This window comes from Neobacillus sp. NRS-1170 (assembly GCF_050468025.1).
The window spans coordinates 107,194-133,829 of record NZ_JBITPF010000029.1; the positions used below are offsets into that span (position 1 = coordinate 107,194).

Sequence of the window (26,636 nt, forward strand, 5' to 3'; positions counted from 1 at the left end):
TGTTATATACCCCCGATGTCTACAATATCTTATATAAATAAATTTTCCAGGCAGATTTTTTCGATTCGAACACTTTGTCTAACAGTAACTGATTTTGCTCGGCATTATCGATTGGGATGGCAGAGAATATATAACGTCCGCCCATTTCTTTAAAAACATCTGTATTTAACTCTAGTTTTTTCAAATGTCGTTTTGAATCCTTTTTAATCATATATCTTTTTCCGAGCTGAGCCGTAAACAGATAGCAGCGCCCGCCCCATTGATCGAAATACGTTCGCACCGTTTTATTTTTCGCCAATTCTTTTTCAATTATTTTCCTAAATTGATGCTTATAGCTTAAAGGATAAAAATTATTATAGGTATCAAGTGTATAAAAGCCATTATATTGAGAGATTGCTGGATGGATTCCGATGCTGGCCACCCGATAATTTTCTTGAGGAAGAGCAATATGCTCTTTGATTTCCGTGAATAAATCCACTGCGTAAAATTCCTTCACAGTTGGTTTTTGTTGATAAATGATTTCATCATTAAATAATCCTAAAAAAACAATTTGCATAATAGCAAACCATTTCGCCGTATTTCTCCAGGAAAATCCCTGGAGTGAAATAATCTTTAAGGCCAGGGCAAAACTTGCATAAATCACGAGAGGCCTTAAAAAATGATAGCGGGCAAAATTAAATGTATCCATAAAATGGAATTTTTTTGTCAACGGAAGCCAGCCCTCATAAAACCAAAAGGCATACCAGGCAGACAACAAAATATTTAATACGAATAAAAATACAAAAATTCTTTCCTGTTTCCAAAGCTGTTTCATAAAAACAAAATAAAAGGCAATAAACGTAGCAGGTAAAATAAATAAAGTATGTATGGTCAGAACATGCGTGTGACCAAGCAAGTAGTTTTTAAAAAAGAGCCGAACAGCACTCCAAAATGGCAAGTGAGCATGGAAATATTCATCTCGGCTATTGGGCTCAGCAGTGAATAGAAACGAATAAACTAAGCGATATTCTACTAGCATAAAAATAAAGGTCATATAAACAATGGCAAATAAAAAACGCAGGTTCCAGCCTTTTCTTCTTACAACGTCTGTCAGCCAGAAGATGCCCATAGCGCTTAAGAAAAAGAAAAAGCCTAAGACAATACTCGCATATAAGGGTAATAAAGTTATTACTAAATAATCCTTCCACGTATCCTCTCGATTCCGAAAATTAAGGAACGACCAAAGTGCGAGCGGCATCCCTAATGTACTCAGCATCCCCGAAGGCCAAAAAGGCGTTAAAGCAAAAGCCAAAGCCGTTACTATTTGAATGGGAAGCCATCTTTCCCCGGGAAGTAAATGCGCCTTTAACAGTACGTACATACCAAAAAAGGCCACAAGCCTTGTTAAAGCTTGACTCAAACCATAGGCTGCCATGGTTGGAAGAAGAGTATATAACCAAACAATCACGCTATATTCTGTTCCGAAGGCATTTCTAGACAACAGTCCATTAATGATTTGCGGGATAGGAGACTGTACACCACCAAACATCTCGCCGCTTCTTGCTAAAACTTTATACCATGCCAAATTAGAGTCCAAATTATCATGGACACGAATATGGGCATTTTCTTGAAGAATAAAAAGCGGGGAAAGATAGACCGCTAGAACAATCAAGGCGAAGAGGATATATCTTCGCTCTTTTTTTCTTTCAATCAGCACCTTATACACCTCATAAATCTTGAAATAATTGGTCACTTTCGTTTAAATTTTACAAATTTGATAAAATTTATTCCTATAAAAAACCCTTCCAAACGGATTGGAAGGGTTTTAGTGTTTTTTAGAAATTACTAGATATGATTATTAGATCCTCCAATTTCGTCCATAATATTACTTAGTAGAAAAGAGGTGTTGGTTGTGCCAAATAGGGTTTATATAAGCTTTTTAAGAATGCCGCTTCTAGTAAGGATATTACTGATTGCCCTGCTTGTTTTTCTTACCTTCGGAATAACCATTCATCTATTAGAACCAGAAACCTTTCCAACTATTTTTGATGGAATTTGGTGGGCTATTATCACTGCTTCCACAGTGGGGTATGGAGATTATGTACCTCAGTCGTTAATGGGCAGATTAACAGCGTTATTTTTAATCTTACTGGGAGTAGGTTTTGTTTCTTCCTATTTTGGAACACTCGCAGCAGCCGCAGTCACAAAGCAAGATGCCTTTTCAGAGGGGAGAATTCCTTTTAAAGGTGAAAGCCACATCATTATCATTGGCTGGAACGAACGCTCGAAAGAATTAATCAGCAAGCTGACAAATATTAACTTTCCACAAATGATTGTCTTAATCGATGAAACACTGGAATCAAATCCGGTGAAATCAAAATTTGTTCATTTTATTCAAGGAAAAGGTCATGTAGATGAAACAATCCTTAAAAGTGATATCGAAAAGGCAGAAAAGGTTTTAATCACTGCCGACCGGGGAAATGATGAGCTGCAAGCTGATATGAATAGTATATTAACCTTATTAACGATTAAAGGGCTATGCTCAAAGGTTAAATGCATCGTTGAAATATTAACCGCTGAACAAGTGATTAATGCGATGAGAGCAGGTGCTGACGAGGTCATTCAATCTAATAAGCTGACTAGCGTTTTTATGGTGAACAGCCTCCATTCCAATGGTGATGGCCTCTTATCTAGCGTGATCCATCAGCTCCAGGAAAGTCGATTATCTTCTTCTAAAGTAATGGAAACAGATATTGGAAAAACTTTCATGGAGCTTTGTCAGGAGCTGCTCGGAAAAGGTTTTCTTTTAATCGGAATCAAAAGAGGGGAGGATACCATGCTTAACCCCTCCCATTCTTTCAAGATTGAAGAAAATGACCAGCTATTGACTTTTAAATAATGCTAATCGTTTAACAACAATGACTCTAGTTCTTGAACAAGCGATTTTCCGTTTTCGATATATTGTTCTGGAAAACTGGCATCCTTATCAACAGGATCTTGAAATTGATTGAAAGTACCTCCTCCTGAAGACCCTAGTTGATCCAATCCTGATTCATAAACATGTGATAACAGAAATGGTCTTTCTAATTGGACTGTACAATTTCTGGCATCTAGCTGGCCGTCTACAGCTTTAAATGGCAAGCGCAAGAACTCATAACTATCATCATCATTGATTTTATAGTCGAATGCTCCGTGATCATAATCCCAATTCCCGCCAATCGAATACCCGATTGGTTTTAATTTTTGTTCAAGCTTGTATAAATCAAATTGTTTCCCTTCTACTTTTGATGGTAATTCAATCATTATTTATTTACCCCCTTTAGACATTACCGTTAGTTTCTCCAATTTCAATAAAAAAAGTGCTGATTGCGTAAAATCCAATCAGCACTTTTTTATCTTTATTTCAAACGTTTTTCAAGTTCAGCTTTTTTCTCTTCAAATCCTGGTTTACCTAATAATGCAAACATATTGACTTTATATGCTTCAACGCCAGGCTGGTCAAATGGATTGACGCCAAGCAGGTATCCACTCATGGCACAAGCCTTTTCAAAGAAATAAACCAGATAGCCGAATGTATACTCATCTAAAGATGGAATCGTTACGATCAGGTTCGGTACACCGCCATCTGTATGAGCAAGCATCGTGCCTTCAAACGCTTTGTTGTTGACGAAATCAATCGTTTTGCCGGCTAAGTAATTAAGGCCATCCAGGTCATTGGCCATTTCTTCAATGGTAAGCTCATGACGCGGCTTTTCAACCTTAATAATCGTTTCAAATAAATCACGGCGGCCTTCTTGGACATATTGACCAAGTGAGTGAAGATCTGTTGAGAAGTTTGCCGAGGAAGGGAATATTCCTTTTTGGTCTTTTCCTTCACTCTCGCCAAAAAGCTGTTTCCACCACTCTGAGAAATACTGAAGCCCTGGCTCATAGTTAATCAGCATTTCAATCGTTTTTCCCTTATTATAAAGAGCATTTCGAACGGCTGCATATTGATAGGCAGCATTGTCTTCAAGTTCGGAATGACCAAAATCCTCCTGTGCTTTGGCAGCTCCTTCCATCATTTTTTCTATATTTGCGCCGCTCACGGCGATTGGAAGTAAACCAACTGCAGTTAAAACGGAGTAACGGCCGCCTACATCATCTGGAATAACAAAGGTTTCGTAGCCTTCATCGTTTGATAATGTTTTTAAAGCACCTCTGGCTTTATCAGTAGTTGCATAAATTCTTTTACGCGCTTCCTCTTGTCCGTATTTTTCTTCAAGAAGCTTACGGAAAATACGGAAAGCAATCGCTGGTTCTGTTGTAGTCCCAGACTTAGAAATAACGTTAATGGAGAAGTCCTTGCCATCAAGGAGATCCATTACATCCCTCATATATGTAGAACTAATATTGTTACCGACAAAAATAATTTGAGGGGTGGTCCGCTTTTCTTTTGGAAGCGAATTATAAAAACTGTGCTGGAGCATTTCAATCGCTGCTCTTGCACCAAGGTAAGAACCACCTATTCCAATGACAAGAAGTACGTCAGAATCAGCTTTAATTTTTTCGGCTGATTTTAGGATCCGGGAAAATTCTTCTTTATCATAGTTAGTTGGAAGCTCAATCCAACCTAAAAAGTCGCTGCCCGCACCTGTTTGCTCATGCAGTGAATGATGGGCAACTTTAACGGCATCGCGCAGATATGTAAGTTCATGCTCTCCAAAAAAGGTTAATGCTTTTGAGTAATCAAAACGAACGTGTGTCATGAATGATCCTCCATAATTTTATTTTCAATAATCACTTTAACGAATGACTGACGGATTATCAAGCAAGTTCCTCTCATGTAAGCGTACCCATTTTCGATAAATTTTTTACGTTTTCGTAGATTTTGTCGAAATATAATCTCATCTACCTAAAATAAGAAAACTCGGACACCGAGTGCCCGAGTCCATGCATTTATAATGATGCGCGATATATTGCTAGTGTATCTTCACGATTCAGCTTTTTAAAGTTTCCATACTCACCATACACCATAGCTTTGTCTGCCATAATTTCTAGCTTGCTGTCATCAATATCATAATCGGCTAATCTAGCTGGGGCACCAATGCTGCTCCAGAATTCACGCAGTTTTCTAATTCCTTCAAGTCCTGTTTCCTCGGCACTTTTTCCTTCCGGATTAACGCCAAACACTCTTACCGCCAGCTTTTTAAAGCGTTCCGGTTTTACTGAAAGATTATGCTCCATCCAGTGCGGGAACAATATCGCAAGCCCGCCGCCATGAGGGATATCATAAACAGCTGAAACCGCATGCTCAAGATTATGTGTCGCCCAATCGCCGCGGTATCCCATGTTTAAAATACCGTTTAAAGCCATTGTGCCGCAGTATAGAATCGTTGCTCGGTGTTCATAATTTTCTAAATCATCGAGCAATTTTGGCGCCGTTTCCATTACAGTTGTCAGCAAGCCCTCACACATACGGTCCTGAAAATCCGTATTCTCCTCAAGATGAAAATAATGCTCCAAAACGTGTGTCATCATATCAACCATTCCATAAATGGTTTGATCGCGTGGAACAGTGTAAGTGTTAACAGGATCTAAAATCGAAAATTTCGGGAACGTCACAGGACTTCCCCAGCCATATTTTTCATTTGTTTCCCAATTGGTAATAACCGAACCGGCATTCATTTCTGAGCCGGTAGCAGCAAGGGTTAAAACAGTACCAAACGGAAGGGCATCCTTAGCAACTGCTTTTCGCGTTACTAAATCCCAGGCATCTCCCTCATATCTTGCACCTGCAGCAATCAATTTGGTGCAGTCGATAACGCTTCCGCCTCCAACCGCCAATAGGAATTCAATTCCTTCTTTTTTACAGATTTCAATTCCTTTTTGGGCAGTTGTAAGGCGTGGATTTGGTTCTACACCTGATAGCTCATACACTTCAGCCCCGATTTCATCTAAAAGGGACGTCACCTTATCATATAAGCCGTTTCGCTTGATACTTCCGCCGCCGTACACGAGCAGCACCTTTTTTCCAAAGCGTGTAACCTGTGTTTTTAATTGTTCAAGCTGGTCTTTTCCAAAAATTAAAACGGTGGGATTCCAAAATGTAAAATTATCCAAAATTAACACCATCCTTTTCACTAAACATTATTATGGATTTAAGATTTTTTTGCAAAAAAATTACCTTGCACTCATAAAGAATGCAAGGAGAAATTATATCCACCCTCTAACTATTGTGGCTTCGGCCATTTTTCTTATGCCAACTATATAGGCAGCTAAACGCATATTTATTTGACGGTTTTGCGCGAGGTTGTAAATTTCATTAAATGACTTGACGATTCTATCCCGTAATTTTACGGTGATTTCCTCTTCACACCAATAATAGCCCTGTTTATTTTGCACCCACTCGAAATAGGAAACCGTTACACCACCAGCCCCTGCCAGAACATCAGGGACGATTAACACTCCACGCTCTGTAAGAATCCTGGTTGCCTCTAGCGATGTAGGGCCATTCGCCGCTTCTACAATCAGCTTAGCTTTTATGCTTCCAGCATTTTCTGCCGTAATTTGATTCGAAATCGCCGCTGGAACTAAAATGTCACAATCTTGTTCCAATAGTTCCTGATTAGAAATAGCCCCTTCGAAAAGGGTGGTAACAGTCCCAAAGCTATCCCGCCTGCTAAGTAAGTACTCAATATTTAATCCATCTGGATCATAAAGAGCGCCATATACATCAGAAATCCCTACGATATACGCCCCCGCCTCATGCATAAACTTAGCGATGTAGCTGCCGGCATTACCGAACCCTTGGACAATCACACGCGCTCCCTTTAATCTGATTCCACTCCTCTTGGCCGCTTCTTCAATACAAATGATGACACCCTTTGCTCCTGCTTTTTCGCGGCCTTCAGACCCTCCAAGAACAAGGGGTTTCCCTGTGATAAAACCGGGTGAATCGAATTGTCGGAGACGGCTGTATTCATCCATCATCCACGACATAATTTGCGAATTGGTATACATATCTGGTGCAGGGATATCTTTGGTTGGTCCGACAATTTGGCTTATTGCCCTTACATATCCGCGGCTTAGTCGTTCCAGTTCACCAAAGGACATCGTTCTTGGATTACAAATAACGCCGCCCTTTCCTCCTCCGAAAGGCAAATCAGCTATTCCGCATTTCAAACTCATCCACATTGATAAGGCTTTTATGTCATCCTCTTTCAACTGATGATGAAAACGGACACCGCCCATGGTCGGGCCAAGTGCGTCATTATGCTGGGATCTAAAACCAGTAAATACTTTCGTCGAGCCGTCATCCATTCGAACAGGGATCCTGACTTCGAGTGTTTTTATAGGTTCTTTTAGCAGATGATACATATCATGGTTAAAACCGAGTTCAGTTATTGCATCACGAATGATAGTTTGTGTTGATGTAAGAAGGTTTAACGTCTCTTTCTCTTTGCCTGCTCCATCAATTTTCCACATTTTGGCACCCCTAGCAATCCCAATTTAACCTAATACTTTCGTGATTCTTTCAATAGCCCAATCTAATTCGTTTTTCGTAATCACGAGCGGCGGCGCAAATCGAATGACTGTATCATGTGTTTCCTTGCACAACAGTCCCTGTTCTTTTAATTGTTCACAATATTTTCGGGCCGGTTCCGTTAACTCTACTCCAATAAACAAGCCGCGTCCGCGAACTTCCTTAATAATCGGATTGTTAATTTCCTTAAGTTTGCTTAAAAAATACTCACCAAACTCTAAGGATTTTTCAGCTAACCTTTCACCGACAAGCACATCAAGCGCGGCAATAGAGACAGCACATGCCATCGGATTTCCACCAAAGGTAGAACCATGGGATCCTGGATTAAAGACGCCTAAAATCTCCTTATTGGAAACAATACAAGAGATTGGAAACACACCGCCTCCTAGAGCTTTTCCGAGAATATACATGTCAGGTTCAATATCTTCCCACTCACAGGCAAACATTTTACCTGTCCGTGCTAAACCTGCTTGAATTTCATCCGCGATAAACAGGACATTGTTTTCTTTACACAGCTCAAAAGCAGCCTTCATAAAACCTTGCGGCGGAATAACGATGCCCGCCTCTCCCTGAATCGGTTCGATTAAAAAGGCAGCTGTATTTGGCGTAATGGCTTGCTTTAATGCTTCTAAATCACCATATGGCACAAGCTTAATTCCTGGAAGCATCGGTCCAAATCCTCGTTTGTACTCAGCATCAGACGATAATGAAACGGCCGTCATCGTCCGGCCATGGAAATTCCCAATACAGCCGATAATTTCCGCTTGGTCTTCCTCTACTCCCTTCACATCATAGCTCCAGCGGCGTGCCGCCTTCACAGCTGTTTCCACTGCCTCAGCTCCTGTGTTCATAGGCAGAACCATTTCTTTATTGGTTAATTCACTTACCTTTTCATACCATGGACCAAGCTGGTCGTTATGAAAGGCACGGGAAGTCAATGTCACCTTGTCCGCTTGCTCCTTTAATGCCTGAATAATTTTCGGGTGCCGGTGTCCTTGGTTTACTGCCGAGTAGGCACTAAGCATGTCCATGTATTTATTTCCTTCAGGGTCCTCCACCCAAACCCCTTCAGCACGAGAGATGACGATTGGCAGGGGGTGATAATTATTTGCGCCATATTTCTCTGTTTTTTCAATAAGTTCATTGGTATTTATGTTTGCAGCCATTCACATTTCCTCCATTTCATTAACATGATATGTACACATAACTTTATTGTAGCCGAGCAGGAAAAAAGAATGAAAGTTTTTTATAAAAAAAAGCCAAGGCCAACTGCTTTTCAACAGTTTGCCTTGACTTTATTTATGATTTATTTTTTAATTAAATCTTCACGCTGTGATTGGTCAATCCATTCTTGAAGTTTATCCTTAAGAGTATTAAAACCTTGTTGTCCTTCAGTTTCTGGAATGATCGCAGCCGCTTGACGTTTGCGAGGCTTCTTCACTTTGGCCATTTGCTCGACTGGAGCTTCTTCAGTTGCTCTGATTGAAAGACCGATTTTTCCTGCCTCTTCATCAACCGATAAAACTTTTACTTTAATTTCATCCCCAACTTTAAGATGGTCATTAATATCCTTCACATAACCGTGCGTGATTTCTGAAATATGCACAAGACCTTGTGTATTTTCATCTAATGCTACGAACGCGCCGTATGCTTGGATTCCTGTTACTTTACCTGTTACGATACTTCCTGTTTCAAATTTTCCTGACATGAAAACACTCCTAAGTAAATAATTATTTAGTCCCTTATATACGCATTATAAGATTATACCACAAAGGATTGTTTTTATCAAAGAAAGCAAAATAATAGAAACAGAGCGCCTTCTAAATATAAAATTGTCAGTAAATCTTAACATATGGAATTAGAAAAAAGATTTATTCAATGTTACACTATTATGGAGTAACTTATTATTTTAAGATGAGGTGAACAGTATGAATAAAATCGGCCAAACAATCAAAACCGCTCGTGAAATGCGTAACATGACACAGGAAGAATTAGCACAAAAAATCAGAGTGGGAACAAGTACGATTGAAAAATATGAATCCGGTGAACAAATTCCAAGTAGTCAGACCATTTTAAAATTATCTACTGTATTAGATATCGCAGCATCTGAGTTATTAGAATACCATAAAATTCATACAAACTCCTCGTCAGTGGAACAATAATAAATTTTTTATCAAGGTTGTATATAAAAGGGGAAATCTGGCAAACCTTATATCATAAGCTTTCTAGTATTCCCCCCTTTTTGAGTGGACACCCCGTTATCGGGATGTCCTCTTTTTTTTCCTTTTTTTACAACGAGCAAGAATCGTTAGTCTTAATATCTAATAGTTCCCCTGCTACTTTTAAACAGCTTTCCAATGGGATGAGCTTTTCAAAGGAAAATTCATAGATGCTTTGAATTCTCTTTGCAAGTGTTAATGGGTGGTCGAGCTCATGAACAGCCGCTATCACATCGGCGATTTCCGTTTCGTAGCTGCCATTATTCAAATGGAAGGGATCCCATTCATTTAATAGGTCAACAAACTTTAAATTTGTATGAATCTCTTTTCTCATTTTTTTCTCCTATTAATTTAACATTTGATGGATTTATTTTATCATAAGAAGCAGAGGGTAAGAAAATATTACAGGTGGTGTGCATATGTCGGTATTTAATGAGCGGATAGATCGCTTAAAGACGTCATCAGTGAAATGGGAATTAACAAAAGATATTTTTGGAGAGTCAGATTTATGGCCAATGTGGGTAGCGGATATGGATTTTAAGCCGCCACAGGCCGTCATTGATGCGATAAAGAATCGTGTCGAACACGGGGTTTTTGGCTATACTTTTGTCCCGCCTTCCACCTCAGAAGCTATTTACACATGGCTGTTAAATAGGCACCAATGGAAAATAAACACTTCATGGCTATTATATTGCAGCGGTGTGGTTCAAGCCATCAGTACGGCCATTCATTCTTTTACTAAGGAAGGTGATCGGGTGCTGCTTCAATCACCTGTGTATACTCCCTTCTTTGATATGATTGAAAAAAATAAACGTATCGTCGTAAACTCACCACTTCTATTGGACGGAGATCGTTATCAAATCGATTTTGCGGGTTTTGAAAAAGCTTTGCAAGAAGGCTGTAAATTATTTTTGCTTTGCAATCCGCACAATCCTGCTGGCAGAGTTTGGACAAAGGATGAGCTATTAAAAATTGGTGAGTTATGCTTACAATATAATTGCCTTATTGTTTCTGATGAGATTCATTCTGATATTATCTATAAGAAGTTTACACATACACCGATTGCTTCTTTAAACGATGAGCTTTTGGATAGAACCATCACTTTAATTGCTCCAAGCAAAACGTTTAATCTTGCTGGCTTACAGGCGTCAGCTGTGGTCATTAAAAATAAGGAATTACGGAGCCAATTTCAGGAGCAGCAAAAACGCCAAGGTGTTTTCTCCTTGAATACCTTCGGGATAATTGGAATGGAGGCCGCCTATCGTCACGGTGAGGAATGGCTCGAAGAACTGATTAATTATTTGCAGGTGAACAGAGATTATACAGTTCAGTTCCTAGCGGAACATTTCCCGGAAATCACCTGTATTGATTCTGAAGGAACCTACCTGCTTTGGCTTGATTGCCGGAAACTTGGATTAAGCGATAAAGATTTACGAAACTTGCTGATTCAAAAAGGAAAGCTGGCATTAGAACCGGGTCCTAAATACGGTCCCGGCGGGGAAGGATTCGTCCGCATAAATATTGCCTGTCCTAAGGATGATTTAATAGAAGGGCTGGAACGTCTAAAAAGAGCACTAAGTTAATATGAACTCTTCTTATCGACCGTCGAACTGATAAATTGGCTTCCTCGGTCGTTATGAACTCTTCTTATCGACCCTCGAACTGATAAATTGGCTTCCTCGGTCGTTATGAACGTTTCTTATCGACCCTCGAACCCAAAAATTGGCTCCATCGGTCGTTATGAACTCTTCTTATCGACCCTCGAACCAAAAAATTGGCTCCATCGGTCGTTATGAACTCTTCTTATCGACCCTCGAACTAAAAAATTGGCTCCATCGGTCATTATGAACTCTTCTTATCGACCCTCGAACCCAAAAATTGGCTCCATCGGTCGATAAGAAGGTATAAAAAGATTATTTCAACACATATTCAGCTAAAACACTTTGCAGTTCATATATATTTAAATTCTTATTAAATTGCTTTTGCAGCGGAAGGGCATTTCCGGAGATCCAAATCTTTAATTCAGCATCTAAATCAAAGCTTCCTGCTGTTTCAATGCTGAAATGGGTAATGTTTTTATAGGGAATGGAATGATACTCGACCTTTTTTCCAGTTAAACCTTGCTTGTCAACTAAAATTAACCGTTTATTAGTAAAAATGAACATGTCCCGAATGAGCCTATACGCTTTTTCAATTCTCTCACTAGGAGCCAAAACGCGTTCAAATTCCTTTTGGATTTCTTGTGCATTCACTTCTGAGGCATTGCCCATTAGACCATCTAAAAAACCCATCAAAATCACCCTCTCAATTCTCTCATTTAAGTATATATAAGTTTCCATATATAAAAAAGCCAGACGTGAATTCCACGTCTGGTTTGCCAATTATTTTTCTAGCCACTCGGTGTGGAAAGTTCCTTCACGGTCCACCCGCTGATATGTATGGGCTCCAAAATAATCGCGCTGAGCTTGAAGCAGGTTGGCAGGCAGAACCTCTGAGCGATAACTGTCATAATACGATAGTGCACTAGAGAGTCCAGGAACAGGTATCCCTGCTTTAATAGCAATGGAAACAACCTCTCTCGCTGCATCCTGATAATCACCTGTAATTGCTTGAAAGTAAGAATCCATGAGCAAGTTATCTAAATTCGGATTCCGATTGTATGCATCCATAATATTCTGCAGGAATGCTGCTCGAATGATACAGCCGCCTCTGAAGATCTTCGCAATTTCTCCCGGTCTTAAATCCCAATTATACTCATCTGAAGCTACTTTATATTGTGAAAAGCCTTGTGCATAAGAAATAATTTTACTAAAATACAAGGTTTTACGAATTAATTCAATAACGTCCTTTTTATTGCCAATAAATTTATTTTCACTAGGGCCTTTTAGCACCTTGCTGGCTTTTACACGCTCTTCCTTCATAGCTGAAAGGAAACGCGAGAACACAGATTCAGTTATTATGGATAGCGGAATACCCAAATCAAGGGCACTCTGACTCGTCCATTTTCCTGTTCCTTTTTGTCCTGCAGTATCGAGAATGACATCTACTAATGGTTTTCCAGTTTCCTGATCCATTACTGTAAAAATGTCAGCGGTAATTTCAATCAAAAAGCTGTCAAGCTCACCTTGATTCCACTCACTAAAGACCTCATGAAGCTCGTTGACAGACAAGCCAAGAAGAGTTTTCATAAGGTGGTAGGATTCACAAATTAACTGCATGTCACCATATTCAATTCCGTTATGCACCATTTTTACATAGTGCCCAGCACCATTTGGACCAATATATGTACAACAAGGGTCACCATCCACTTTAGCCGAAATAGCCGTTAAGAGCGGACCAACCTCATCGTAAGCTTCTTTTTGTCCGCTCGGCATGATCGATGGACCTGTCAATGCTCCCTCTTCACCGCCAGAAACACCGGCACCTATGAAAAGAAGCCCTTTTTCAGCAAGATCGGCATTTCGACGAATGGTATCTTTATAATAACTGTTGCCTCCATCAATTAGAATGTCACCTTTATCTAAATACGGAACCAACGAGTTAATCGCTTTATCAGTGATTTCACCGGCATTTACCATTAATAAAATTTTTCGCGGAAGCTCTAATGATTGAACAAATTCTTCAATATTGTTAGTACCAATTATATTTTTCTCTTTATTATGTTCTACAATTTCATTTACTTTCTCAGCGGAGAGATCGTATACGGAAACCGGGAACCCTTTGCTTTCAAAATTCAGGGCCAAACTTCTTCCCATTACACCTACACCGACAACCCCAACTTTTTGCTTTTCCAATCTGATCATCCCTTCAAGGTTATGAAAAAAAATTCATTTAAATTATAACATATAAGAAAATTTTTTTCGCATATCACTTAAAATAAAATTTATATTTATAGTGTTAAAAAAAATACACTTTTTTATTAGTAAAAGTGTAACAATAAACGAAAAAAAGACTGCTATTTCGATAATTCGAATAATAACTGCAGCAATTCCTCTGGGGTAATAAGCTTTTCACCGCCTCCTTGCGCAAATGAATCATTTCCCCCACCCTTACCATTTATGAAAGGCAGAGCTTTTCCAATAATCGTTTTCATATTTTCATTTCTATCCGTTCCCTTTGCACAGACGACTTGGAGCTTATCTTCATTGTTCGATACAAAGATAACCAAAGCACTTTCATTGTTTGTCGTGATAAAACGAGCTAACTTCTGAAGTTCTTGAATACTGCGATTTTGAAAAATTTCATTTATGATATTATCAGCATTATATTTATCAATCAATTCCTTTGCCTCGAATTGCAGTAATTGATCCTTGGTTTGTTCCAAAAGCTTTTCTAGCGATTTTCCATTCTCTAGCATCCGAATAACGGCTGCCTCCATATCTTTTTCAGGTGCATTAAGCAGGCTGGTTAACTGAAACAGGATTCTCTGTTTTTGCCCAAGCAGTTTTAGAACTCGATTTCCGCAGACAAATTGAAGGCGAATGTTTTTCCTTTGTCTCTCCCAATCTAAAACTTTTATTGCACTAACCTCTCCAGTTGCTTTGGGATGGGTTCCGCCGCATCCGTTATAGTCGAAGTCTGGAATAATCACGAGACGGATATTTTCTTTAACCTTTGTTTCTTTTCTTAATGGATATTGAGACAACTCTTCCTCGGTTACCCACTTAACTTCAATAGATCGATTCTCCAATATTATTTTGTTTGCAAGCTCTTCTGCTTTCTTCACTTCCTGCTCCGTTAAATTTTCTGTCTGCAAATCAATGGTGACCATTTCATTTCCTAAATGAAAGCCAACGGTCTTGTAATCAAACAATTGCTCAAATGCAGCTGATAATATATGCTGGCCAGCATGCTGCTGCATATGATCAAAGCGATGTTCCCAATCGATGACTCCAATTACTTCATTATCGATATTAAGCAATGGCCCCTCAATGTAATGTCGTATCTCCCCATGTACTTCTTCTACATTTATTACATTAGTCTCTCCAATCGTCCCAATGTCATGAGGCTGGCCGCCGCCAGTTGGGTAAAAAGCCGTTTGATTTAAAATAACATACCAATTCCCTTCCTCGTCCTTCTCTTGTTTAAGCACCTGTGCTGTAAATGAATGAAAGTAGGCATCTTGGTAATATAGTTTATTTTCCATTTTATTAGCTCCTATATTTTAATAACATCATTGTCTTGAAAAAAGGATGAGAAATCAAGAAAAAACCTGTCCCAGTATTTTAAAGGACAGGTTTCCAAAAATATTGATAGTTACTTTTTGTCTTTACGTTGACCAGATGTGGATGGTTGAGTCTGTGGCATTTGGCCTGGTTGAAGACCGCCCATACCTTGAGGAAAACCTGTTTGTTGTCCGCCCATCATTTGCGGTAATCCTCCTGGTTGCTGAAAACCGCCCATCATTTGCGGGGATCCTCCTGGCTGCTGAAAACCGCCCATCATTTGCGGGGACCCTCCTGGCTGCTGAAAACCGCCCATCGTATGTGGATATCCACCCATTTGTGGATAGCCGTGATGATACCCTCCCATATGAGGATACCCGTGATACGGATAACCGCCCATCATTTGTGGATAGCCACCCATTTGTGGATACCCTTGCTGGAATCCGCCCATCTGAGGATAACCCATTTGCTGAAAACCAGGCTGTCCCTGAGAACCGCCAAATTGTCTTTTCTCCATCAATACTCGCCTCCTAACAATCTCCCTGTTAGTGTATGTCCACACCTTGGAAAAGCTTAGATTTTCACCCAAAAAAGAAAAATTTCATATAAAAAGCCATCTCGCTCCATGAGATAGCTTTTACCCACTATTTTTTATCGTCCTGTGCTTTCTTTTGACCTTCTTTATTTTTATCCTTAGAAATCTCCCCGCAGGCAATTCGATTTCCTGAGTCTCCGGCAGGCTGAGTCATGCCGTCATCTTTTCCTTCATGAACAACAAGCGTGGTCCCCTCTTTTGTAAACAGAGATTTCTTATCATCCTTTAAGGTGACGTTGGGCGCCATAAGGTCTGCCTTTACGGCCCCATCATCCTCAACTATTAAATTGGGCAGGTCGCCGGCATGGGCGCCTTTTGGATGAAGCAGTCCATGTTCCTTTTTCTCCGGATTAAAATGGTTTCCGGCAGATTTAAAATCAGGTGCCTTGCAGGTTCCTTTTTCATGAAAATGAATGGCATGGATCCCAGGTGGAAGCCCCTTCAAATCCACGGACATTTTCACACCACTGGCCTGCTCCTGCAATTTGACTGTTCCCAAAGAATCTCCCGCCGCATTAAACAATTCCACATCGATTTTTGTGATATTCTTTTCCGTGCATCCAGTTAGAATGAGAAGTGGAATAATCATCCAAAATTTCTTCATATGTAATCCCCCTACAATAGACAATTTGCCGTTAGTATAGACAAACGAACATTGGACTATTCAGTGTTTAAGGGCAGAAAAAAGGAACAGCTACGGTTAACTGTTCCTCTGATTGAGCTCGTGTTTTCGGATTCGGTCCTCTAATTCCTTTGCTTTTTTGGCTTCCCGCTTGGAGTGAACAATGATTAACCTCATCGTCACCAACGCACCTATGAAAAAAATAAAAAACGTAATTGCTGCAGGAATATATTCCGATTTATCTTCAGGAAAGTATAAAAACAAGGACATTACTAATGACTGAAACATTTTTTTCTTCCTTTCTATAAAGGACTTGCTCTAATAAATCATTATAGCAAGAAAAAACGATCCCGACCAACAAAGCTTATTTTAATACTTTAATCTTTTTAATAATAACATCTTTTTCTGGCTTATCCTGTGCCTCAACTGGTGTGTCAGCAATCTTATCAACGATATCCATGCCTTCAACAACCTGACCAAAAACTGTGTGGCGGTGATCAAGCCACGGTGTTCCGCCACGATCATCATATGCATCAATCATTTCTTTCGGGTATCCAGCCTTCTCCATTTCCGATTTCATTTGCGGGTCAAGAGAAGTTTTTTGAACAATAAAAAACTGGCTGCCGTTCGTGTTAGAGCCTGAATTGGCCATTGACAAGGCGCCGCGGATGTTGAAAAGATTTTTGGAGAATTCATCTTCAAACGGTTTCCCCCAAATACTTTCGCCCCCTGTTCCATTCCCATTAGGATCGCCGCCTTGAATCATGAAGTCTTTGATAACCCTGTGGAAAATTAAACCGTTGTAATATCCTTCCTCACTATGCTTCACAAAATTTTCAACGGCTTTTGGCGCATACTCTGGAAATAATTTAATTTTTATTGTCCCCATCGATGTTTCCATTTCAACGAGCTTCTCGTTCTCAGAAACCTCTGTTGAAAGCTGAGGATAGACATCCTTTGACACTTGTTGATCCCCTTCCTTCTGTTCCGATTTTGGCTCAGAACTTTTCGGTTTTGCTTCTTCCTTCTTTGTTGTGCTTGTCCCACATGCTGCCAATACTAAAATAATAGCAAATAATGCAATCATGAATTTTAGCTTCTTCATTTATCATCCCTCCATTTTTTCACTTTAAACGGAAATAAAATTTTTTGCACTCTGTTTTAAATTTAGGCATAATGAAGGGGAAGAATCAAGATAAAGATTGGGTGTCAGGGGGTTTTTTTATGTCAGAATTGCAGGTTGGTACTTCAGTAACAGCTATCTATAAAACAGGAAAGTATATCGGAGAAATAACGGATATTCGGCCGCAGCATTATTTAGTAAGAGTTTTAGGGGTTCTTAAGCATCCAATGCAAGGGGATCTTCATAATCCAAAGGAAGCGGATGTACTAATTTTCCATGAGAGGCGCGCATTAGCCTTTAGAGAGCAGGCCAATATTCCAAAGCAGATGGTCAAACCCTATACAGACGAAATACCCGACTACAAAGAGTCATTAAAAATAGCGGTAGATAAAATGAAGAACGAATTGTTAGAAACATCTTCACAATGGGCAGAAATGAGCTTAAAAATGATAGACTCTCTAGAAAAGGATTATTTCAAAGCCTAAACCGTGTTAAAGGACCTTGTTGATTGGAGCGGAAGGTGCGAGACTCCTGCGGGAGTACGGGGCAGGGGAGACCCCGCATGCGCCATAGCGCCGAGGAGGCTCCACGGCACGCCCGCGGAAAGCGAGCACCTGGAGCGCAAATCAACATATAAGTTTAAACACTAAAGGCCAAATCAGGTTGAGTGATTTGGCCTTTTATGCGAATTCATTTAATAACTTTGAAAAATCAACCCGGTCACCGATGGTGGTTGGCTTTGGTTTTTCTAGATATCGTTTATCCTTTTCAACAAGTTTGAATATATTATAGGTAGTCAAGGCATCATCAAGGGCCCGGTGGTGCCTGCCTGTCCCTTCCTTGCCATATTCTTGAACAGCCTTCCACAGTCCTGTTTGATTTTGATCTCCGAAGAATCGTTTATACTCCATTGACAAATCTAATTCTGAAGCATGAAATGGAAAAGCAGTACCAGCCTCCAAACAATTATGCCGAAGTACCTTCATATCCATATTTCCCCAAGTAACAATAGTGGTTTCCAGATTACTTTTATTGAATTCCTCCAGCTTTCGGATAAAATCATAAAAGGATAGGCCCGTGTCAACCTGCTGCTGTGAAATATGTAAAAAAGATTTACAGCGTTCTGATAGTTTAGGGAACTTTAGAGGAGTAACAAAGGAAGAAAACTGTTCGGCGATCTGATCGTCAATAACGGATACAATTCCAACCTCGATAATTTCCGCGAAAAAATCCTTCATGCGTCCATTACGTTCAGGCATTGTAAATTCAAAATCAATAAATAGGTATTTCCGCTTTGCTCTCATATTCTTCACCCCCATTTCTTATGAATCAGTTATACTACCATTATATAAAGAAACATGTACAAAAAACTGTGCTTTTGTTCTATTTTATTTTCAATTATAACACGATTTTCCTTAAATTTTTTAAATATTTCAATAAAAAAGAGAGTGGGTAAAAATCCCATTCTCATTTTTTGATTTTTATGACCGCCATGGTACATCTTGAAACGCAAATAAGGCGTTCCTGATTGTCGGTAATTTTAATATCCCAGACCTGTGTGGTTCTTCCTTGGTGCAGGACTGTGCCCACCGCTGTGACTACGCCTTCTCGAATAGATCGAACATGATTCGCATTAATTTCAAGTCCGGCTACTGCTTCCTCTTCTTTATTAACTAACTCATAAGCGCCCAAACTCGCAACCGTTTCTGCCAAGGCCACAGATGCACCGCCATGCAGGATGCCAAAAGGCTGGCGCGTCCGCTCATCAACCGGCATGGTTGCGATGATTTTTCCTTCTTCAATATGCGTGATTTCGATTCCTAAAGCTTCAATTAATGTATCTTTAATCATCATAATCCTCCTCTTTTTCATTCTATGTAATGTACATCAGAAAGCCGTCATAATTAATCCTATTCTCTTTTTTTCATGAATTTCCTTCTTTTATTAAAGGAAAAACAGCCCTAGAGCTGTTTTTTCCTTGATTAATAATAAAATGGCGCTCCGAATCCAGGGCCGCCTATACCAGGATAGCCCAAGCCAAGCCCTGGAGCTCCAAAACCAAGTCCTGGAGCAAAACCAAATCCTGATCCTGGGTAGCCTAAGCCAGGGTAACCAAAACCGCCGTAAAATGGACGTGCAGCAAACGATGCACCTAGTCCGCCTCCAATTAAACCACCTAAAAAACTAAGCCCGCCTATCGCCAAGGGTAATCCAAAGCCGAAAAATCGTTGATCTTGTACCGGGTAGGGACTTCGATATGGGTACATTAATTACCATACCTCCTTTTTCGCTATACTTGCCTACACTATTTCATATGCGAGAAGGAAAGGTAATGAGTGGGCAATCATTTAGAAAACCCACGGAAGATTTCCGTGGGTTTAAAAGTTTATTTTTTAATTGGTTCAAATCGTTCTACAAATAAGGCAAGAGTACGTGTCATCACTCCGGTTGCACCTGCTGGACAAAGATCATTGCCTTTAGCAGTCGTAGCTGTTCCGGCAATATCTAAATGGACCCAAGGAGTGCCTTCAGCAAATTCGCCAATGAAGGCACCGGCAACAAGGGCATGTCCTTCACTGCCTGGGGAGTTATTTAAATCAGCTACTTTGCTTTTTCTGACTCGTTCCTTCTCACTTTCAAACAAAGGCAGTAACCACATTTGCTCACCGGCTTCCACCGATGCTTCTAACACTTGTTCATATAATGATTCATGATTGGTCATTGCACCGGTTGTATGCAGCCCAAGTGCTGTAATAACCCCGCCTGTTAACGTAGCCACATCGACTAAATATTCGGCTCCATGATGCTTTGCATATGTCACCGCGTCTGCTAACACCAAACGGCCTTCTGCATCCGTATTCAATACCTCAATCGTTTTCCCACACATTGAGGTAATTACATCATCAGGCTTAAAAGCATGTCCGCTAATCATATTATCAGTGGAAGGGATAACTGCTACAACATTTTGTTCTGGGCGGATTTCACCAATGATTTCCATTGCTCCAAGCACAGCAGCCGCGCCGCCCATGTCTGTTTTCATCCCAACAATGCCGGCTTTTGTTTTAATCGAGTAACCGCCTGTATCAAAGGTAATGCCTTTTCCGACAAGACCGATCACATCTTTCCATTCTTCTTTACCTTGGTATTTCAGGACAATCATCTTCGGAGGCTCTGTTGACCCTTGGTTAACAGCAAGGAATGCCCCCATTCCAAGTTTTTCAATTTCTGCTTTATCTAAAATTTCTATCTCAAAATCATACTTATCAGCCAGCTCTTCTGCATAATTCGCCATATCGGTGGCTGTAAGCAAATTTCCCGGAATATTGACAAGCGTCCGAGCCGAGTTTGTCCCATTTCCGAAAGCAAAGCCGACTGATAACGAGGCTTGAATATCTTCTCTATCAAAGCCCTCACAGTAAATAGTCAGGGTCTTCAGTTTTTTCTCAGGTTCATTCGCTTTTTGCTTATAATCCTTGAATTGATAAGTAGCCAGTGAAAAAGCTTCGCTTAAAGCATGGGCAGCGTCAAATCCATCCAGTTCATCCGTAAGGAAAGCATCCAGATAAACAGCAGCCTCTTCTAGTTTACTTGCCTTCACATCTTTAAATAACTTACCAAATGCTTCTCTTAGTTTATCGAAGGTTAATTCCTTTTCCTTCCCCAGACCGACAAACCAAATTCGTTTTGCACCTATTTTACTAAAGGTATGTATTTTGCTAATACTTTTTAATTTTGCCGAAATATCTCCTGATTTAACCAACTCAGTAAGCTGTCCATCGAATTTTTCATCCAAATTAGCTAAAGCTCCTGAGAATTTTTCTGGTTTTTCAAAAAGGCCAATGACCAGACCTTCATGTTCAGCAGTTAACTCCAATTTTGATGTAACTTGAAACATTCAATTCACCTCCGTGTTATTCATCATTTATTATACCTAACCCAAAATAAAAAAACAGGCTCGATGCCTGTTTTACCTTTTTTCTGAGCTAATGTACTGCTGGCGGAATACCTGCAGCGTTTTATCTTCGTTCCAAGCCTGTAATTGTTGTTCTGTCAGTTTTCCATTGCCTTTTTTGACAACATAAACCTCTAACTGCTTTTTGCCCCATTTTTTATAAACATCTTCAACGGTCTCATAATAAAGATCTAATTCATTTCCTTTTATCGCTCCACCCTTATCAGCCACGACCCCATATCCATATCCGGGGATAAACAGAATTGTACCAATCGGAAAAACGTTCAAATCTGCTGCTACTGTAGAAAATAAATCGCGTTTCACTTTAACCCCTGAATAGGTTATCCCATACTCAGGATGGCCTTGTCTTTTTCCAGTCGATTCAAAACCTGCAGTGTAGCCTGTAGCTGTAACAGTTTGCTTTGGATACTTTGACCAATCAAAGGCATCCTCTAATGTCGGAGAGGTTGTCCCTGATACATTTTCGCTTGTTGAAATAACGGACGCAAATTGTGAAATTAACGTATGAGCATTAACACCAGAAATAGATTGGAAAGTCGCGAATAATGCCATAATGAAAAGAGTTGTCATGGCTGCACGCTTGATCCAATTTTTAAATATATCCATTAAAATTTTCACTCCTCCAAAAATATTCATTCCCAAGCTGAAGGGAATTATTCAAAAAAGGAGTGAAAAAATTTAACAAGGGCTAAAGGCACATGCTCATTATATAACTCTGTTGTTGATTTGCGCTCCAATCAACAAATTAAAAAAAGCAAAAAAACCCTTTGCGATTAAGCAAAAGGTTTTAGAACATTTGGTATCCATTTTTTCGAAGCAGTTTGATGGTAAATCCAGCAGCGATGGCCCCTGCTAATCCACTTAATAAAATAAGAATATCAGCGGTGGCTAGCAAGCTGAATTTATGTCCCAATTCTAAAAAGGCAGACTTACTATTTGTAAAATATTCAATAAATCTTACTTTATCTACGATTAAAATGGCCACAATAGGATATATTATCGCCATAACCCATGACATTCTTAAAAGCATATTTAGGATAAATCCAATACCGAAAAACAAGACAAAAAATAGCAATATTGAAATAATTAAGACAACGATGCTCATTTGCATCCGAGATTCCCCCTTTACGCATCAACACTAAGTGTACCTAACGTCCAAAGTGGAGTCAATATTAACACAAAAAAAATAGCCCTTCGAAAGTTCGAAGAAGCAGTATCCAGCAATTCTTTTCAATTATAAAACTTAACTCCCCTTATTCCTCTTCCTTCTTGCCTGTGCCGCCACAGCAAGAACACGTTTCAGAACCACCAAGCACTAGTTGAAAATAGCCGTACCCTGAGCAATAATCACAATTTTTAGTATCCAAGCTTTTAACTGTCATCCTTTTCATCCCCCTCGTATTATTTACTTAATTTTCTGATAATATAACAAGGATTGGCGAAAAAGGAAAGAGCGAAATTCTTGCAAATTCTTAAAAGAAAACGGATACATATAAAGTTTTCTTTCATTTTCTAAGTGTTACTTAAATTTTCAAAAAATTACAAAAATAGTTTATAGGCTGTATATCCAAACTGATCTCCCGGGTTCAACCCATCAATACCAAGTTTAATGCAAAAATCCTTTTGCTTAATAAGCTGGTGAAGAATAATTGAAGCATCTTTTTCATTTAACAGCTCTTCCGGGGTCATAAATCTCGCTTCATAAAGCTCATTTTCCTGATGGATTACCTTTTCTCCGCTTGTTGACTCCATTAAAAAAACGATCATATTGTCACTTATTTCTTCTTTAATTACCCCGGTTCTTAGCCCGATAAGACCCTTTACGGAACAGACAATTCCTGTCTCTTCCTTAACTTCTCTTATAACCGCTTCATCTGCCGTTTCACCTATCTCAACAAAACCCGCTGGCAAGGACCACTGGCCTTTCAAGCCGCCGTATCTCTTCTTCACCACAAGCCATTGACCATTCTTTGAAATAACTAACCCTGAAACAGCTAACCATACCTTGCCGCGTTTTTCACGATTACTCATTGTAGCACCCCTAAATAATCATAACAAAAAAGGACAGGGTCGCTGTCCTTTTTTACTTGTTAAAATACATTAAACTTTCCTTTTTTCAGTACAAGACCAGCGCCGCCAATCATGTAAAGAGAGCGGTTATCAACTACTTTTTTCATGAAGGATGCTTTAGCACCAGTTACTTTCTTGCCAAATACAACACCGATAGCATCATCTTCACCAAGCGAACAAACCGTACCTTTATTATCAAATGTAAAGGTTTCAAGCTCTGTTTTGTTCCGAACAAGCGCTGCCAAGTTGCGTGCCACAAGTTCCCCCTGCTGCATCGCAATTTGAGCAGTCGGCGGATATGGGCGATTGATTTCTTCATTGATAACAAGAGAGCTGTCGCCAATAATGAATACATCATCAAAACCAGGAACTCGTAATTCTGGAGTTACCTTTACACGGCCTCTCATAGCTTCAAAACCTGATTTTTCGATGATAGAATTTCCTCGTACACCCGCTGCCCAAACAACAGTGCCCGCATTGATCTCACGAGGCTCTTCTTCACCTTTTGCTACGATAATACCTTCAGGAGTAGCTTCCTTAATAGCCGTTCCAATTAAAAATTCTACACCTTTTCGTTCTAATTGAGATACAGCATAATTCACTAATTCCGGATCAAATCCAGGTAAAACAGTTGGAGCCGCTTCAACACAGATAATTTTTACTTTATTATAATCAACATCATATTCATGGCATAATTCAGGAATTCGATTTGTTAATTCTCCCAAAAATTCAATTCCCGTAAAGCCTGCTCCACCGACAACGATGGATAGGCGATTATCATTTTTTACTTCCTCCATATTGTAAGTAGCAAATTGATACTCGATATGCTCACGAAGCTGGCGTGAAGAATTCACATTGGTGATCCCAAAGGCATACTCTTTTAATCCTTTAATCCCAAAAGTCTCTGGTTCGCCGCCAAGAGAAATAACAAGGTAGTCATAATTGACTTCGCCTTTTTCTAATACGACTTTCTTTTCATCTTTCTTAATTTCAACTACTGTATCCTGAATAAAGTCAACCTTGCTGCGGTCAATAACATCACGGATGTCATAACGTACTTTGTCATGATGAAGTGTGCCCGCAGACGCTTCATGAAGCCATGTTGTTTCATAATGGTAATCATTTTTATTTACTAATACGATATCGGCTTCATTAATACCGACAAGCTTTTGTAAGCGAACAGTTGTCATCAGTCCGCCGTATCCAGCACCGAGAATAACAATTTTAGGCTTTTTCAAAGTGATCACTTCCACCTTTTAAGTAATTTTTTGAATAAATTCTCTTATTCTTATCTTCCACTGCTTCAGCTAATTTTATTTTTCTAAGCAGAAAAATGTATGTGATATACTTCACGAATGGGGATAAAGAAAAAATAGCCAATTTCAAATACACCCGATTTCAACACTGTCAATGCAATCGGATTTTCAAACCGGTCATAAAATTGTACCTATTTTGTCACAAATAATTAACAATATATCCACATTACATCTTATGCTACTTTCCTCTGATTTTCAAGCGATTTTTTTAATTTATTTACCATAAGATTATTAAAAAGTTTTACTTTTTATAACCCAATTCAAGTTATTTGAATAGTGATTCCAGTCTGAATATTGCCATAAATAAGTGAGGATTTTATTAATTTATGATATTATAGGATTGGAGTTGTAACTACTAGTTAGGGGGATACGGCGTGCAAGAAAATCAAAAAGTTTTTGACATTACGATTATCGGCGGAGGCCCTGTCGGTCTTTTTACTGCTTTCTACGGAGGAATGAGACAAGCTTCAGTAAAAATCATTGAAAGTTTACCTCAGCTTGGCGGCCAATTATCTGCCCTTTATCCGGAAAAATATATTTATGATGTTGCTGGTTTTCCAAAGGTTCGTGCACAAGAATTAATTAATAACTTGAAGGAACAAATGGCGAAATTCGAACCTTCCGTTGCCCTTGAGCAATCTGTTGAAAAATTGGAAAAGCAAGAAGACGGTACTTTTAAATTAACCACTAATAAAGATGTGCACTATTCTAAAACCGTTATCATTACAGCCGGAAACGGAGCGTTCCAACCGCGCCGATTAGAGCTTGAAAGTGCTGTCCAGTATGAAAAGAAAAACCTCTATTACTTTATAGAGGACTTAAACCAATTTGCCGGCCAAAAAGTTGTCGTATTCGGCGGCGGGGATTCGGCAGTAGACTGGGCTTTAATGCTAGAGCCAATTGCCGAGAAAGTAACGATTGTTCACCGACGTGATAAGTTCCGCGCACATGAGCATAGTGTGGAAAATTTATTTAATTCAAAAGTAGATGTAAAAACTCCGTATGTTCCTGCCGAACTGATTGGCAATGAAGAGGGAATTAAACAAGTCGTACTTCAAGATGCTAATGGGGAAGGAAAAGAAACGATTGATGTGGATGCTGTCATTTGTAATTATGGATTTGTATCCTCACTTGGACCTATTAAAGAATGGGGTCTCGAAATTGCTAAGAACTCGATTGTCGTCAATTCCAAAATGGAAACAAATATTCCGGGAATTTATGCAGCCGGTGATATTTGCACCTATGATGGTAAAGTAAAACTTATCGCTTGTGGTTTTGGTGAAGCGCCAACTGCCGTAAATAATGCGAAATCATTTATCGATCCTAAAGCAAAAGTACAGCCGCTTCATAGTTCTTCTATGTTTGATAAGTAATAAGAAAAGCGGAAGCACCCGTTTAGCGGCGTATGGACTGGAGCACTTTGACTGAGATAAAGGAAACACGGAGTGCGGAGCGATCCGATGTTGACTTATCGTAGGGAAAAGGGCGAAGTACACTAGCCGCTGGGTGCTGGAGCTGGACAATTCTCAAAGTTTAAAATTATACTTTCTACAACAAAGGCGCCCAATTGGACGCCTTTTTTATTTAACATTCTTCAGGTGTACCTGCTGCAGCAGCAGTTCGGAAAGAAGAACCGCATCCGCAGGAGGCTATAGCGTTCGGGTTGTCGATCGTAAAGCCGCCACCCATCATGGATTCTTTATAATCAATTTTCGTACCTTGTAAAATTGGTGCACTCTCTTGATCAACGACTACTTTAATTCCATGCTGCTCAAACTGCATGTCAGCGGGATTTAGCTCGTGTTCGAAGCCCATACCATAAGATAAGCCGCTGCATCCTCCGCCTTTTACACTTACCCGTAAGAAGGCTCCTTCTTCTTCATTATGCTTCATCATTTCTTTAATGTGAAGAGCCGCCGCTTCCGTTAAGATTACAACATCCTTGCTCATAATTTCTCCTCCTTTTTTAAGTTTTAGGCTTTGTTAAACTTGGTTGTTGATTTGCGCTCCAGGCACTTCGCGCACCTTAGGGCGTGCCGGGGAGCCTCC

30 protein-coding genes are annotated in these 26,636 nt (G+C 39.6%); 5 read left to right on the forward strand and 25 right to left on the reverse strand.

The window, feature by feature from the left end; genetic code table 11:
- Positions 1 to 19: 19 nt before the first annotated feature.
- Entirely contained in the window at positions 20 to 1,696 is a 1,677-nt protein-coding gene (locus tag ACIFOT_RS13885) for a DUF6044 family protein (protein WP_430065404.1), read from the reverse strand.
- A gap of 195 nt (positions 1,697 to 1,891) precedes the next feature.
- On the opposite strand from ACIFOT_RS13885, the gene ACIFOT_RS13890 reads away from it, so the two are divergent.
- Entirely contained in the window at positions 1,892 to 2,878 is a 987-nt protein-coding gene (locus ACIFOT_RS13890; protein ID WP_430065406.1) for a potassium channel family protein, read from the forward strand.
- A gap of 2 nt (positions 2,879 to 2,880) precedes the next feature.
- Here ACIFOT_RS13890 and ACIFOT_RS13895 read toward each other — a convergent pair whose 3' ends face one another.
- The 6 genes from ACIFOT_RS13895 to yugI form a co-directional block, all read right to left on the reverse strand.
- Complete coding sequence (locus tag ACIFOT_RS13895) at positions 2,881 to 3,282, reverse strand: YugN-like family protein (RefSeq protein ID WP_430065408.1); 402 nt, start codon at positions 3,280 to 3,282, stop codon at positions 2,881 to 2,883.
- A gap of 95 nt (positions 3,283 to 3,377) precedes the next feature.
- Positions 3,378 to 4,727, reverse strand: coding sequence for a glucose-6-phosphate isomerase (locus ACIFOT_RS13900; protein WP_430065410.1), 1,350 nt, complete (start codon positions 4,725 to 4,727; stop codon positions 3,378 to 3,380).
- Between the two features lie 190 nt (positions 4,728 to 4,917).
- Positions 4,918 to 6,081 (reverse strand): iron-containing alcohol dehydrogenase, encoded by a 1,164-nt coding sequence (locus ACIFOT_RS13905; RefSeq protein ID WP_430065412.1) that lies wholly within the window; start codon positions 6,079 to 6,081, stop codon positions 4,918 to 4,920.
- A 93-nt stretch (positions 6,082 to 6,174) separates the two neighbouring features.
- The gene (locus tag ACIFOT_RS13910; RefSeq protein ID WP_430065414.1) at positions 6,175 to 7,446 is read right to left on the reverse strand and encodes a Glu/Leu/Phe/Val family dehydrogenase; all 1,272 of its coding nucleotides are present in this window, start codon (positions 7,444 to 7,446) and stop codon (positions 6,175 to 6,177) included.
- 24 nt (positions 7,447 to 7,470) lie between these two features.
- On the reverse strand, positions 7,471 to 8,670 hold the full coding sequence (locus tag ACIFOT_RS13915; protein ID WP_430065416.1) for an ornithine--oxo-acid transaminase: 1,200 nt from the start codon (positions 8,668 to 8,670) through the stop codon (positions 7,471 to 7,473).
- A gap of 140 nt (positions 8,671 to 8,810) precedes the next feature.
- Positions 8,811 to 9,212 (reverse strand): S1 domain-containing post-transcriptional regulator GSP13, encoded by a 402-nt coding sequence (yugI, locus tag ACIFOT_RS13920; protein WP_430065418.1) that lies wholly within the window; start codon positions 9,210 to 9,212, stop codon positions 8,811 to 8,813.
- Between the two features lie 220 nt (positions 9,213 to 9,432).
- On the opposite strand from yugI, the gene ACIFOT_RS13925 reads away from it, so the two are divergent.
- On the forward strand, positions 9,433 to 9,666 hold the full coding sequence (locus tag ACIFOT_RS13925) for a helix-turn-helix domain-containing protein (protein WP_430065420.1): 234 nt from the start codon (positions 9,433 to 9,435) through the stop codon (positions 9,664 to 9,666).
- A 127-nt stretch (positions 9,667 to 9,793) separates the two neighbouring features.
- On the opposite strand, the gene ACIFOT_RS13930 is transcribed toward ACIFOT_RS13925, so the two are convergent.
- The gene (locus ACIFOT_RS13930) at positions 9,794 to 10,057 is read right to left on the reverse strand and encodes a DUF1871 family protein (RefSeq protein WP_430065422.1); all 264 of its coding nucleotides are present in this window, start codon (positions 10,055 to 10,057) and stop codon (positions 9,794 to 9,796) included.
- A gap of 85 nt (positions 10,058 to 10,142) precedes the next feature.
- Here ACIFOT_RS13930 and ACIFOT_RS13935 point away from each other — a divergent pair, with 85 nt between their 5' ends.
- The gene (locus tag ACIFOT_RS13935) at positions 10,143 to 11,306 is read left to right on the forward strand and encodes a MalY/PatB family protein (RefSeq protein WP_430065424.1); all 1,164 of its coding nucleotides are present in this window, start codon (positions 10,143 to 10,145) and stop codon (positions 11,304 to 11,306) included.
- 330 nt (positions 11,307 to 11,636) lie between these two features.
- On the opposite strand, the gene ACIFOT_RS13940 is transcribed toward ACIFOT_RS13935, so the two are convergent.
- The 7 genes from ACIFOT_RS13940 to ACIFOT_RS13970 form a co-directional block, all read right to left on the reverse strand.
- Positions 11,637 to 12,014, reverse strand: a complete 378-nt coding sequence (locus ACIFOT_RS13940) for a PH domain-containing protein (RefSeq protein ID WP_430065427.1) — start codon at positions 12,012 to 12,014, stop codon at positions 11,637 to 11,639.
- Positions 12,015 to 12,104: 90 nt separating this feature from the next.
- Positions 12,105 to 13,517 carry an NADP-dependent phosphogluconate dehydrogenase gene (gene gndA, locus ACIFOT_RS13945; protein ID WP_430065430.1) on the reverse strand — a complete coding sequence of 471 codons (1,413 nt, stop codon included), beginning with the start codon at positions 13,515 to 13,517 and terminating at the stop codon, positions 12,105 to 12,107.
- 161 nt (positions 13,518 to 13,678) lie between these two features.
- Positions 13,679 to 14,869 (reverse strand): alanyl-tRNA editing protein, encoded by a 1,191-nt coding sequence (locus ACIFOT_RS13950; RefSeq protein ID WP_430065432.1) that lies wholly within the window; start codon positions 14,867 to 14,869, stop codon positions 13,679 to 13,681.
- A 110-nt stretch (positions 14,870 to 14,979) separates the two neighbouring features.
- Positions 14,980 to 15,405, reverse strand: coding sequence for a hypothetical protein (locus tag ACIFOT_RS13955; RefSeq protein ID WP_430065434.1), 426 nt, complete (start codon positions 15,403 to 15,405; stop codon positions 14,980 to 14,982).
- A gap of 127 nt (positions 15,406 to 15,532) precedes the next feature.
- Positions 15,533 to 16,087 carry a superoxide dismutase family protein gene (locus tag ACIFOT_RS13960; protein WP_430065436.1) on the reverse strand — a complete coding sequence of 185 codons (555 nt, stop codon included), beginning with the start codon at positions 16,085 to 16,087 and terminating at the stop codon, positions 15,533 to 15,535.
- Positions 16,088 to 16,183: 96 nt separating this feature from the next.
- Positions 16,184 to 16,393, reverse strand: a complete 210-nt coding sequence (locus tag ACIFOT_RS13965; RefSeq protein WP_430065439.1) for a hypothetical protein — start codon at positions 16,391 to 16,393, stop codon at positions 16,184 to 16,186.
- 76 nt (positions 16,394 to 16,469) lie between these two features.
- Positions 16,470 to 17,210, reverse strand: coding sequence for a peptidylprolyl isomerase (locus ACIFOT_RS13970; RefSeq protein ID WP_430065441.1), 741 nt, complete (start codon positions 17,208 to 17,210; stop codon positions 16,470 to 16,472).
- 119 nt (positions 17,211 to 17,329) lie between these two features.
- Between ACIFOT_RS13970 and ACIFOT_RS13975 the strand changes: the two genes are divergently transcribed.
- Positions 17,330 to 17,713, forward strand: a complete 384-nt coding sequence (locus tag ACIFOT_RS13975; RefSeq protein ID WP_430065443.1) for a kinase-associated lipoprotein B — start codon at positions 17,330 to 17,332, stop codon at positions 17,711 to 17,713.
- 195 nt (positions 17,714 to 17,908) lie between these two features.
- Here the strand turns inward: ACIFOT_RS13975 and kapD are convergent, their stop codons facing one another.
- The 9 genes from kapD to ACIFOT_RS14020 all read right to left on the reverse strand — a co-directional run bounded on the left by kapD (position 17,909) and on the right by ACIFOT_RS14020 (position 24,509).
- Entirely contained in the window at positions 17,909 to 18,532 is a 624-nt protein-coding gene (kapD, locus tag ACIFOT_RS13980) for a 3'-5' exonuclease KapD (RefSeq protein ID WP_430065445.1), read from the reverse strand.
- Positions 18,533 to 18,695: 163 nt separating this feature from the next.
- Positions 18,696 to 19,082 (reverse strand): hotdog fold thioesterase, encoded by a 387-nt coding sequence (locus ACIFOT_RS13985; protein WP_430065478.1) that lies wholly within the window; start codon positions 19,080 to 19,082, stop codon positions 18,696 to 18,698.
- A gap of 128 nt (positions 19,083 to 19,210) precedes the next feature.
- Positions 19,211 to 19,495, reverse strand: coding sequence for a hypothetical protein (locus ACIFOT_RS13990; protein WP_430065447.1), 285 nt, complete (start codon positions 19,493 to 19,495; stop codon positions 19,211 to 19,213).
- Between the two features lie 119 nt (positions 19,496 to 19,614).
- Entirely contained in the window at positions 19,615 to 21,123 is a 1,509-nt protein-coding gene (locus ACIFOT_RS13995; RefSeq protein WP_430065448.1) for a leucyl aminopeptidase, read from the reverse strand.
- 72 nt (positions 21,124 to 21,195) lie between these two features.
- Positions 21,196 to 21,807 (reverse strand): 3D domain-containing protein, encoded by a 612-nt coding sequence (locus ACIFOT_RS14000; RefSeq protein ID WP_430065450.1) that lies wholly within the window; start codon positions 21,805 to 21,807, stop codon positions 21,196 to 21,198.
- Positions 21,808 to 21,988: 181 nt separating this feature from the next.
- On the reverse strand, positions 21,989 to 22,312 hold the full coding sequence (locus tag ACIFOT_RS14005; protein ID WP_430065452.1) for a YuiB family protein: 324 nt from the start codon (positions 22,310 to 22,312) through the stop codon (positions 21,989 to 21,991).
- A gap of 142 nt (positions 22,313 to 22,454) precedes the next feature.
- Positions 22,455 to 22,583 (reverse strand): YuiA family protein, encoded by a 129-nt coding sequence (locus tag ACIFOT_RS14010; RefSeq protein ID WP_223591886.1) that lies wholly within the window; start codon positions 22,581 to 22,583, stop codon positions 22,455 to 22,457.
- A gap of 157 nt (positions 22,584 to 22,740) precedes the next feature.
- The gene (locus ACIFOT_RS14015; RefSeq protein ID WP_430065455.1) at positions 22,741 to 23,232 is read right to left on the reverse strand and encodes an NUDIX domain-containing protein; all 492 of its coding nucleotides are present in this window, start codon (positions 23,230 to 23,232) and stop codon (positions 22,741 to 22,743) included.
- Positions 23,233 to 23,291: 59 nt separating this feature from the next.
- Complete coding sequence (locus ACIFOT_RS14020) at positions 23,292 to 24,509, reverse strand: NAD(P)/FAD-dependent oxidoreductase (RefSeq protein WP_430065457.1); 1,218 nt, start codon at positions 24,507 to 24,509, stop codon at positions 23,292 to 23,294.
- Between the two features lie 452 nt (positions 24,510 to 24,961).
- Here ACIFOT_RS14020 and ACIFOT_RS14025 point away from each other — a divergent pair, with 452 nt between their 5' ends.
- The gene (locus tag ACIFOT_RS14025) at positions 24,962 to 25,960 is read left to right on the forward strand and encodes an NAD(P)/FAD-dependent oxidoreductase (protein WP_430065459.1); all 999 of its coding nucleotides are present in this window, start codon (positions 24,962 to 24,964) and stop codon (positions 25,958 to 25,960) included.
- A 211-nt stretch (positions 25,961 to 26,171) separates the two neighbouring features.
- On the opposite strand, the gene ACIFOT_RS14030 is transcribed toward ACIFOT_RS14025, so the two are convergent.
- Positions 26,172 to 26,537 carry a HesB/IscA family protein gene (locus ACIFOT_RS14030; protein WP_430065461.1) on the reverse strand — a complete coding sequence of 122 codons (366 nt, stop codon included), beginning with the start codon at positions 26,535 to 26,537 and terminating at the stop codon, positions 26,172 to 26,174.
- Between the last annotated feature and the right edge of the window lie 99 nt (positions 26,538 to 26,636).

Bases quoted from the DNA above. Each gene is read 5' to 3' on its own strand.
- ACIFOT_RS13895 (WP_430065408.1), bottom strand. From the start codon at position 3,282: ATGATTGAATTACCATCAAAAGTAGAAGGGAAACAATTTGATTTATAC.
- ACIFOT_RS13900 (WP_430065410.1), bottom strand. From the start codon at position 4,727: ATGACACACGTTCGTTTTGATTACTCAAAAGCATTAACCTTTTTTGGA.
- ACIFOT_RS13910 (WP_430065414.1), bottom strand. From the start codon at position 7,446: ATGTGGAAAATTGATGGAGCAGGCAAAGAGAAAGAGACGTTAAACCTT.
- ACIFOT_RS13915 (WP_430065416.1), bottom strand. From the start codon at position 8,670: ATGGCTGCAAACATAAATACCAATGAACTTATTGAAAAAACAGAGAAA.
- yugI (WP_430065418.1), bottom strand. From the start codon at position 9,212: ATGTCAGGAAAATTTGAAACAGGAAGTATCGTAACAGGTAAAGTAACA.
- ACIFOT_RS13925 (WP_430065420.1), top strand. From the start codon at position 9,433: ATGAATAAAATCGGCCAAACAATCAAAACCGCTCGTGAAATGCGTAAC.
- ACIFOT_RS13930 (WP_430065422.1), bottom strand. From the start codon at position 10,057: ATGAGAAAAGAGATTCATACAAATTTAAAGTTTGTTGACCTATTAAAT.
- ACIFOT_RS13935 (WP_430065424.1), top strand. From the start codon at position 10,143: ATGTCGGTATTTAATGAGCGGATAGATCGCTTAAAGACGTCATCAGTG.
- ACIFOT_RS13940 (WP_430065427.1), bottom strand. From the start codon at position 12,014: ATGGGTTTTTTAGATGGTCTAATGGGCAATGCCTCAGAAGTGAATGCA.
- ACIFOT_RS13950 (WP_430065432.1), bottom strand. From the start codon at position 14,869: ATGGAAAATAAACTATATTACCAAGATGCCTACTTTCATTCATTTACA.
- ACIFOT_RS13955 (WP_430065434.1), bottom strand. From the start codon at position 15,405: ATGGAGAAAAGACAATTTGGCGGTTCTCAGGGACAGCCTGGTTTTCAG.
- ACIFOT_RS13960 (WP_430065436.1), bottom strand. From the start codon at position 16,087: ATGAAGAAATTTTGGATGATTATTCCACTTCTCATTCTAACTGGATGC.
- ACIFOT_RS13965 (WP_430065439.1), bottom strand. From the start codon at position 16,393: ATGTTTCAGTCATTAGTAATGTCCTTGTTTTTATACTTTCCTGAAGAT.
- ACIFOT_RS13970 (WP_430065441.1), bottom strand. From the start codon at position 17,210: ATGAAGAAGCTAAAATTCATGATTGCATTATTTGCTATTATTTTAGTA.
- ACIFOT_RS13975 (WP_430065443.1), top strand. From the start codon at position 17,330: ATGTCAGAATTGCAGGTTGGTACTTCAGTAACAGCTATCTATAAAACA.
- kapD (WP_430065445.1), bottom strand. From the start codon at position 18,532: ATGAGAGCAAAGCGGAAATACCTATTTATTGATTTTGAATTTACAATG.
- ACIFOT_RS13985 (WP_430065478.1), bottom strand. From the start codon at position 19,082: ATGATGATTAAAGATACATTAATTGAAGCTTTAGGAATCGAAATCACG.
- ACIFOT_RS13990 (WP_430065447.1), bottom strand. From the start codon at position 19,495: ATGTACCCATATCGAAGTCCCTACCCGGTACAAGATCAACGATTTTTC.
- ACIFOT_RS13995 (WP_430065448.1), bottom strand. From the start codon at position 21,123: ATGTTTCAAGTTACATCAAAATTGGAGTTAACTGCTGAACATGAAGGT.
- ACIFOT_RS14000 (WP_430065450.1), bottom strand. From the start codon at position 21,807: ATGGATATATTTAAAAATTGGATCAAGCGTGCAGCCATGACAACTCTT.
- ACIFOT_RS14005 (WP_430065452.1), bottom strand. From the start codon at position 22,312: ATGCAAATGAGCATCGTTGTCTTAATTATTTCAATATTGCTATTTTTT.
- ACIFOT_RS14010 (WP_223591886.1), bottom strand. From the start codon at position 22,583: ATGACAGTTAAAAGCTTGGATACTAAAAATTGTGATTATTGCTCAGGG.
- ACIFOT_RS14015 (WP_430065455.1), bottom strand. From the start codon at position 23,232: ATGAGTAATCGTGAAAAACGCGGCAAGGTATGGTTAGCTGTTTCAGGG.
- ACIFOT_RS14030 (WP_430065461.1), bottom strand. From the start codon at position 26,537: ATGAGCAAGGATGTTGTAATCTTAACGGAAGCGGCGGCTCTTCACATT.